8 protein-coding genes and 1 pseudogene are annotated in these 7,513 nt (G+C 35.3%); 6 read left to right on the plus strand and 3 right to left on the minus strand.

Annotated features, from left to right (window positions below; all coding sequences use genetic code 11):
• Together repM and O4M77_RS15710 are read left to right on the plus strand one after the other, a co-directional pair.
• Positions 1-924: a replication initiation protein RepM gene (repM, locus tag O4M77_RS15705; protein ID WP_004641947.1), complete on the plus strand. Its 924-nt coding sequence runs from the start codon at positions 1-3 to the stop codon at positions 922-924.
• Between the two features lie 60 nt (positions 925-984).
• Positions 985-1,536: a plasmid replication DNA-binding protein gene (locus O4M77_RS15710; RefSeq protein ID WP_260396360.1), complete on the plus strand. Its 552-nt coding sequence runs from the start codon at positions 985-987 to the stop codon at positions 1,534-1,536.
• Between the two features lie 303 nt (positions 1,537-1,839).
• Here O4M77_RS15710 and O4M77_RS15715 read toward each other — a convergent pair whose 3' ends face one another.
• Positions 1,840-2,232, minus strand: a complete 393-nt coding sequence (locus O4M77_RS15715) for a hypothetical protein (protein WP_126624546.1) — start codon at positions 2,230-2,232, stop codon at positions 1,840-1,842.
• A gap of 646 nt (positions 2,233-2,878) precedes the next feature.
• Between O4M77_RS15715 and O4M77_RS15720 the strand changes: the two genes are divergently transcribed.
• Genes O4M77_RS15720 through O4M77_RS15730 form a run of 3 tightly spaced genes read left to right on the plus strand, consistent with a single transcriptional unit; the run spans position 2,879 to position 4,681 of the window.
• Positions 2,879-3,574 (plus strand): hypothetical protein, encoded by a 696-nt coding sequence (locus O4M77_RS15720; protein ID WP_171265078.1) that lies wholly within the window; start codon positions 2,879-2,881, stop codon positions 3,572-3,574.
• Positions 3,561-4,130 carry a hypothetical protein gene (locus O4M77_RS15725; RefSeq protein ID WP_171265077.1) on the plus strand — a complete coding sequence of 190 codons (570 nt, stop codon included), beginning with the start codon at positions 3,561-3,563 and terminating at the stop codon, positions 4,128-4,130. The genes O4M77_RS15720 and O4M77_RS15725 overlap by 14 nt, the downstream gene beginning before the upstream one ends.
• Before the next feature lie 2 nt (positions 4,131-4,132).
• A complete protein-coding gene (locus O4M77_RS15730) occupies positions 4,133-4,681 on the plus strand; it encodes a hypothetical protein (protein ID WP_171265076.1) in 549 nt (182 codons plus the stop codon).
• A 67-nt stretch (positions 4,682-4,748) separates the two neighbouring features.
• Here O4M77_RS15730 and O4M77_RS15735 read toward each other — a convergent pair.
• Positions 4,749-4,929 (minus strand): annotated as a pseudogene (locus tag O4M77_RS15735) (YqaE/Pmp3 family membrane protein).
• A gap of 34 nt (positions 4,930-4,963) precedes the next feature.
• A complete protein-coding gene (locus O4M77_RS15740) occupies positions 4,964-5,245 on the minus strand; it encodes a hypothetical protein (protein WP_050977187.1) in 282 nt (93 codons plus the stop codon).
• A 209-nt stretch (positions 5,246-5,454) separates the two neighbouring features.
• Between O4M77_RS15740 and mobQ the strand changes: the two genes are divergently transcribed.
• Positions 5,455-6,891 (plus strand): MobQ family relaxase, encoded by a 1,437-nt coding sequence (gene mobQ, locus O4M77_RS15745; protein ID WP_323714147.1) that lies wholly within the window; start codon positions 5,455-5,457, stop codon positions 6,889-6,891.
• Positions 6,892-7,513: the final 622 nt, after the last annotated feature.

Raw genomic sequence — 7,513 nt, forward strand, 5'->3', positions numbered from 1 at the left:
ATGCGGGACCTAGTAGTTAAAGACAATGCATTAATTAATGCGAGTTATAACTTAGACTTAGTAGAACAACGTTTGATCTTATTAGCCATCGTCGAAGCAAGAGATAGTGGTCGGGGAATCAATGCAAATGACCCTTTAGAAGTCCATGCTGAGAGTTATGTAAATCAATTTAATGTTGCAAGACAAACAGCTTACCAAGCGTTAAAAGATGCCTGTAAAGATCTATTTGTACGTCAATTTAGCTATCAAGAAATTAATAAAAGAGGAAATGTAGAGAATGTTTTAAGTCGCTGGGTCAGCGAAATTAGATATATCGACGATGAAGCTACAGTAAAGTTAATATTTGCCCCTGCAATCGTGCCACTTATTACACGTTTAGAAGAACAATTTACTAAATATGAGTTACAACAGATTAGTAATCTCAGCAGCGCTTATGCTGTGCGATTGTATGAATTATTAATTGCTTGGCGCAGTACAGGTCAAACTCCCATTATTGAACTAGCAGAATTCAGACAAAAAATAGGCGTTCTTGATGATGAATATACAAGAATGGGAAATTTTAAAGATCGAGTATTAAATTTAGCTATTGCTCAAATTAATGAACATACGGATATTAACGTCCAATGTCAGCAACATAAAAAGGGACGTAATATTTCTGGTTTTTCATTCACCTTTAAACTGAAAAAAGTCGTTATAGCTCATAGTAAAGAGCAAACTGCTCTTGAGATTTTCTCAAAATTTACCGATGCACAGTGTCATCTTTTTGCCAGTAAACTGTCTGAGCTTCCAGATATGAATAAATATTCTCAAGGTACTGAAAGCTACTCACAATTTGCAGTTCGAATTTCTGAAATGCTACGAGATCCACAAAAATTTGAAGAACTACTCCCCTATCTAAAGAAAGTAGGCTTTAATACAAAATAAACTTCATGTTCAGATTGGATGTTCATACGAACATCCTTGTACACGCACTGAGGGATTACATTGAACACAACAAAATTCAGCGTCATGGACGCAAGTAAAGCCTTTAAAAAATCACGTACAACAATATATGAGGCTTTAAAAAATGGTGAGTTATCAAGAGATCATGATGGTCTTATAGACTTATCTGAACTTATCAGAGTTTATGGCAATCCAATCGCTGTTCAGTCCAGTACACGCACTGAACAAGTTCAGAAGGATGTACAGGTACACGTTCAATCTGAAGTTGAAAATGTATTAAAAGACCAGATTTCTTTACTCAAAAATCAGTTAGATTTAGCAAATCAAAGAGAAAAGTCTTTGATGCAACATATTGAAGATCTTACTCATAGAATTGAGTTTAAAGGCACCTTAGAACAGCCAAAACAAGAAAATATTAATCAGCTAAATGAATCTACTAATTCGAATATAGCAACAGATCCTCGGCCACAGGATGAATCAAACTATGACGGATTGACTACTTCAGAGAATAAACGCATCCCTGTTCCAGAACACGTTGAGCCTGAACCTAAAAAGAGGGGCTTTCTTAGCCGCTTTTTCCTTCCATATGGTTAGCCAGGACTCCAGTTTTTTGATGAGCCAATTTCAGTACAAGCACCTGAAATAATGACTCCTCAAAAAACCGGACGATGTTTATTAAAACTAATCAAAACCGTGGAACATTGCTCAAGAATTAAGCGTGGAACAAGAAAAAACATAAAAAAAAAGCCCACCTTGGGGAGGTTGGGCAAAAAAGAAACTACAGCGTTGAATTTTCAAGAGAATTATAACGCATTTCGTATAAGGTGTATTATGTTAATTTTAGGAAAACTATAGATTGCGTTTGCAATCGTAAGCTATTTAACACATAGATATTTTTTAATTATAGTAAGTTTTTGCTGCTAGAGTTTGACAGCTAACTCCTGTGATTTTTATTCCCGCAACCTCATGAGTAGACACATTGTAGACTCCTGCTCCAGTAGCATTAGTTGAAACAGTAGCTCTACTTTTACCTTGGGGAATGACGTAATTTATATAAGTTCCATAGTTCACTACATGACGGTCATTTTTATTTATAATTATGTCGTAGCGAATTTGACCTGAACATTGTGATTTCTTACATTCATTGGATTCAACACTAAATGATCTTGCAAAATTTTTCCCAGTGACATTTACAACTTCTGCATTACATCTTTGAGTATCAGCATGAGCAAAGTTTAATGTGACTAATGGAATAGCTAAAAAAAATAAAGATAATTTATTAAGTATCATGATAATGGTTAATTGATTGTTTAAAATCACATTTTAAGAGATATTTGGTTGAAATAGATAGTATCTTAAACAAGTAACTGACTATTTTTTACAGAAATTTATTTCATCAAAGACATTTTAAATATTTACTCATTTAACATAATAGAGCTTATACGAAACGCAAAATAAATAGTGTTAAATTTCAAAAAGTTATGCTATAAGAAATCGGGGACGCAAACCCGAAAAGCCGACTTGGAAACAAATCGGCTTTTTTTTAGGCGGTTTTGATAGTTCTTGCCAATAAATTTGTTTAAAAAGTAGTCTATTTTGCGATTTTTTAAATTTTATCAATGCTTGAATGCTTAAAATTATCCACATTTTTTGTGGATAAAATTTAGGCTATTTTGTACGCCCTGGCGCACATGAAACTCGGCCCTTTGCGGCTATCTAGGATACTGGAACTTTCCTATGATGAACTCATCAGGAACAGGAAGTTCCATAACATAAAACAAAAATTATAAGTTATTGCACATGGACCAGAGGGTACAACAGCACAATCAGCGACAATAAAAAACCCCGGCAGGATGCCGGGGTTTTTTATCGTCTAAAATTTTCTTTTCTCTAAGAACATTTGTATACTACTGAAAATTTAACTAAAAGTTTTAAAATGAATCTTATTCATCAAGAGCATCAAGGCTTCTTTTTTTGTAATAACCTAGACTTAACTCCATCACCAGAACTATATAATTTATTACTACAAGAATTTAGTAGATACGGATTAATGCCTAATATTGGACATGAAATCAATATAGAAACAGGAGAAAAGAAGCAGTTCGTTATATTAGTAAATTCTAAAGAAGACTTTAGAATTGAATTTCCTATGCATGGTATTGTAATTAATCAGTATAAAGAAAGTTTTGAAAATTTTTACTCACAATTTAAAGATATTGTTTTGACTCTCGGAAAAATTTTTCCTTTGAAAAAAGGTAATAGAGTTTCATTAATAAGTACTAAAATATTTGATGGTACTGAGTCTCAGTATAAGACAATTTATCAAAATCTTTTTACGTATAAATCTGCTAACCCTTTTGAGTGGGATAATAGAATCGCCGAAAAAAGATATATTTTAGGAGATTCTGAAGAAATTAATAGCATTAGTAATATAAAAAGAGGTGAAATGATTTCTCCATTTTTTAACAATGGAAGACCTAAATCTGTTTTAGCTTTCTCAGTTGATTCAAATACTGCTCCATCTAAAGCTGAAAATAGATTTACTTTTGCTAATTCAATCAAAGCTTACGATGAACTCTATCAAAATAATTTGAGACTTTTAAAGGAGTTAAACAGATATGAAAACATCTGATAATATTGATTTCTTTAAAGATATTGATTTTTCTAAATTTATTTCTAATGAGTCTAATGTCATTCATAATTATTTGCTGAGCTCTAGTTCTAAGTTTGAATCTGCTACAGATTTAACATCTCACTTATCTATAGAAGCAGAAAAAAATTCCAAGAAACTTATTAGAATTTTGAAACAAGATGAATTTGTTCCAGGTGAGTTAAATAAGACACAGCTTTTTCTAGAAAATTTATTAGTTAAAAATAAAGATTTATTTAGAGAAGTATTTCAAAAAACTTGGTTACAAATTTTTCCTGAAAAAAATACTATTCATATTATTAATTTTATTAGTATGGCATCCTATTTTGATTACGATGTTCTGGACGATCGTGCTGACGTATTGGTAATCAGTGGATGTAGTCATATTGATATCAGAGTTAATGAAGCAGCTATAAGAGCTATTGAAAGTTGGGAGCAAAAAAAACATATTGATTTTTTGAAAGCAATCAAACCGACAGAAGTGGAATGGTTAGAATCTTATAAAAGTAATGTGATAAAGATATTAGAGTTAATGTAAGTATGTATTTATTAAGATCTTTTTCACTATCTAAATGGTCTCCAAATTTAGTAAAATCTTTAAATGACTTTGAAACCGACCCAATTACAGGGTGTACAAGGACGCAATCGAATGAGCTCTCGGTTTGGAAAATAGATTCTTTTTGTTGGGACTCAGATTTAATCAATAAAATCATTACTGCTTTTGCCATTAATAAAGATGCTCCAGCAACATTAGATTTTATATTTTTAGATGGAGGTTTCTTAACTTCTAAAGGTATAGAAATAGAAAATAAAGAAGCCGAAACTCCCTATGAACAAATGAATTCGTATCATCATGATTTAACAAAACTAACTTATGAAAAACTGGGGATAGTGGCAGATCATATTGTTACCCAATTAAATGATAGAGAAACTCATAAAAGAATTGAAAAAGCGATTCTAATTAAATTAGTTGTGGATATTTATCTAAAAGAAGGTCAAGAAGCATTTGATTTAGATAGCTTATCTGAAAAATGGGTAAAAGCTATTAAGAGTGAAATTACAAAAAGAGGTTTAAAGCAAATACCTTAATTATTCTTAACTACTAGCTTCTATCTAAGGCTAGTCTTTTATTACAGGGACTAGCCTTAGATAGAAGCTAAAGTTTTTTAATTTTCTGATCATTCTTATATTGCGATAAAGCGTACACAGCCCAAATCATAGCAGGGATCCAACCTAGGATCGTAATTTGAAGAAATAAACACATTATTCCTGCGAATGGACGACCGATAGTAAAAAAATAATAACCAAGGAAAAAGCAAAGCTGGCAGAAGTCTCATATTACAGTCCTATTGATGCGTTATTTCGGAAGAGTTAATGGTCCACAAGGGGTAAATTAAACAGCTTGCGATCTCTTTCATCCGTCAAATACTTATCCATCTGAGCAATTAGTTTAGCTCGGGCTTGCTCATCATCTTCAGTGATTTTTAGCATACAGGATCCGATTAAAATCTTGCGTCTGGTATCATCTTTTCGGGCTTGCTCTTTCTCTTTGGCACGTTCTCTTGCAAGTGCTGCCTGTCTTTGAGCTTTCAGTTGTTTCAGCTTTTCTTCCTGGGCCTTGATTTTGCTGTCTAGTGTTTCAGTAACGCTCATTAATCCAATACCATCATCCTGGGAAAACATCCCTAACATAAGCGCACTTGAATATGCATTCAAGGTGCTATATGTATAGTAATGTTTTCCTCGAAGAGCGCACTTATGCAAACTTCGTTTGCAAGTCCGATTGGGGTCTCCCCAATACCCCGACAACCGTAAGCACGGTTGTATTTCACTACGTGAAAATTTAAAAGCGAAAAACAGGCATGGCGATTTACCACTTTTCAGTCAAAACCGTAGCACGATCAGCAGGACGTTCCGCCACTGCTGCAATCGCCTATCGGGCTGGTGAAAAGATCTATTGTGAACGTGAAGGCCGAGAACATGACTACAGCCGAAAAACTGGTGTGGAATACAAAGAAATTTATTTACCAGAAGGCGCACCGGAGCATTTAAAGAATCGAGAAAAACTCTGGAACGAAGTTGAACAACGGGAAACCCGAAAAAACTCGACAGTTGCCCGGGAATTTGAAATCGCTTTTCCAAGTGAATTAAATCAGGAACAACGCCTAGCCATGCTCGAAGAACTATGCGCCAGTATCGTGGACAGACATCAGGTGGCCGTTGATGCCTGTATCCATGCCCCGCATACCGGATCCGGCAGTGATGAACGCAATTATCACGCCCATATCCTGATGAGCACACGCAAGCTCACTCCCGAAGGTTTTACCGAGAAAACCCGGGAACTGGATCAGAAACACAGTGGAGAAACCGAACACTGGCGCAAACACTTTGCCGATATCTGCAATATACACCTGGACATGGCCGGATACACCGCCCGAGTCGACCACCGCAGCTACAAAGACCAGGAGAATGGTCTGGAAGCCACGCTGCACGAAGGGCCGAAAGTCACCGAACTGCGCCGAAAAGGGATTGAGACCGAAATCAGCCGAAGCAATGACGAAATCAAACAGAGAAATCAGGCTCAGTTGCAATACGACAAAAATATGGATCTGCTGATTGCTGAAAATGAGATCAAACTCAATACACTAAAAACTGAACAGCAGATCCAAATCAAAAATAGTGCTAAAACGCCACCAATTGACGAAAAAGCCCTGTTTGAAGAAAAACAGAGGGAAACCCTTGGCAAAGTGCTAAATCGCGAAATCAGCGCAAAAGACGCGAATCTAGACCTAGAATTTATGCAGGATGTTTTTAAAAAGGCAGAAAACACCTTGGGCAAGATGCAAAAGCATAAAAATGAGTTTAGTCAGCAGCTCGCCCAAGACATCGTGAAAAACAGACTGAAACAAAGTCATGACAAGTTGCAAAGTCTGGTCGATCAACACAATGAATTAACCCAAAACAAACCCTTACTGTTTGGAAAAAAAGCCTGGGAAGCCCAACGTGACGAGGTTTATCAGGAACACAAAAAGCTAAAAGGTCAGCATGAACACCAGAAAAAACATGGTGTGAAGGATTTATTGGAAAATGAAAAGTTCAAAGAACATGCCTGGAAGCAGTACCAACAACAACATCCGGCCAAAGCCAAGCAATACCAGACTCTATACTCAACCTATCAAGTCATTAAAAAATGCGTGAATGAGATCAAAGCAGAACAACAGCTGAAACTCAGACAAGAACAACAACTCAAAGCACAGCAACATGCGCCTAAAATGAAATCTCGTGGCATGAGTCGCTAAACAGAGCGAGTGTCTACGAGCGAACTGAGAAAATTTGCCCTTTCCTTTCTCTGATTACAAGCTCCCTATCCATCAATCACCTGTATACCAGAGCATCCCGCATGGGTGCGAACTTTCCAAATTTGATTCTTAAATCGAGCGTAGCGAGAAAAAAAGTTCATGAGCGCAGCGAATTCCGAGTTGCTTTTGCTTTTTTTAAAAGTCACGAAAATATTAACCAAAAATTGCCCCAACGAATCGAGCGAAAGCGAGATTCAATAGAGTTTGAGCGTAGCGAAAACCAAGGGCAATTTTTTATATTTTGGGCTTTTAATTATTTTTAAGCTTTTAAATGCTTTTAGAGAGGCTCAAGTCTTTGTAAAGAAAGGCTTCTAGAGCTTATATGACTACGTTTACCTACCAATATGACTACGTTTACCTACCAATATGACTACGTTTACCTACCAATATGACTACGTTTACCTACCAATAATCTACATTATTTTTTTCGTAGATTTAACTACGTTTACCTTGCATTAATCTACATTATTTTTTTCGTAGATTTAACTACGTTTACCTTGCATTAATCTACATATTTATTATTATAGATTTATATTCATAAGTAATAATGTAGATAAATAAA

This window comes from Acinetobacter sp. YWS30-1 (genome assembly GCF_033558715.1).
Taxonomy (GTDB): domain Bacteria; phylum Pseudomonadota; class Gammaproteobacteria; order Pseudomonadales; family Moraxellaceae; genus Acinetobacter.

Excerpts from the sequence above, each read along its gene's own strand:
- repM (WP_004641947.1), top strand. The coding sequence starts at position 1 with ATGCGGGACCTAGTAGTTAAAGACAATGCATTAATTAATGCGAGTTAT.
- O4M77_RS15715 (WP_126624546.1), bottom strand. The coding sequence starts at position 2,232 with ATGATACTTAATAAATTATCTTTATTTTTTTTAGCTATTCCATTAGTC.
- O4M77_RS15720 (WP_171265078.1), top strand. The coding sequence starts at position 2,879 with ATGAATCTTATTCATCAAGAGCATCAAGGCTTCTTTTTTTGTAATAAC.
- O4M77_RS15725 (WP_171265077.1), top strand. The coding sequence starts at position 3,561 with ATGAAAACATCTGATAATATTGATTTCTTTAAAGATATTGATTTTTCT.
- O4M77_RS15730 (WP_171265076.1), top strand. The coding sequence starts at position 4,133 with ATGTATTTATTAAGATCTTTTTCACTATCTAAATGGTCTCCAAATTTA.
- O4M77_RS15740 (WP_050977187.1), bottom strand. The coding sequence starts at position 5,245 with ATGAGCGTTACTGAAACACTAGACAGCAAAATCAAGGCCCAGGAAGAA.
- mobQ (WP_323714147.1), top strand. The coding sequence starts at position 5,455 with ATGGCGATTTACCACTTTTCAGTCAAAACCGTAGCACGATCAGCAGGA.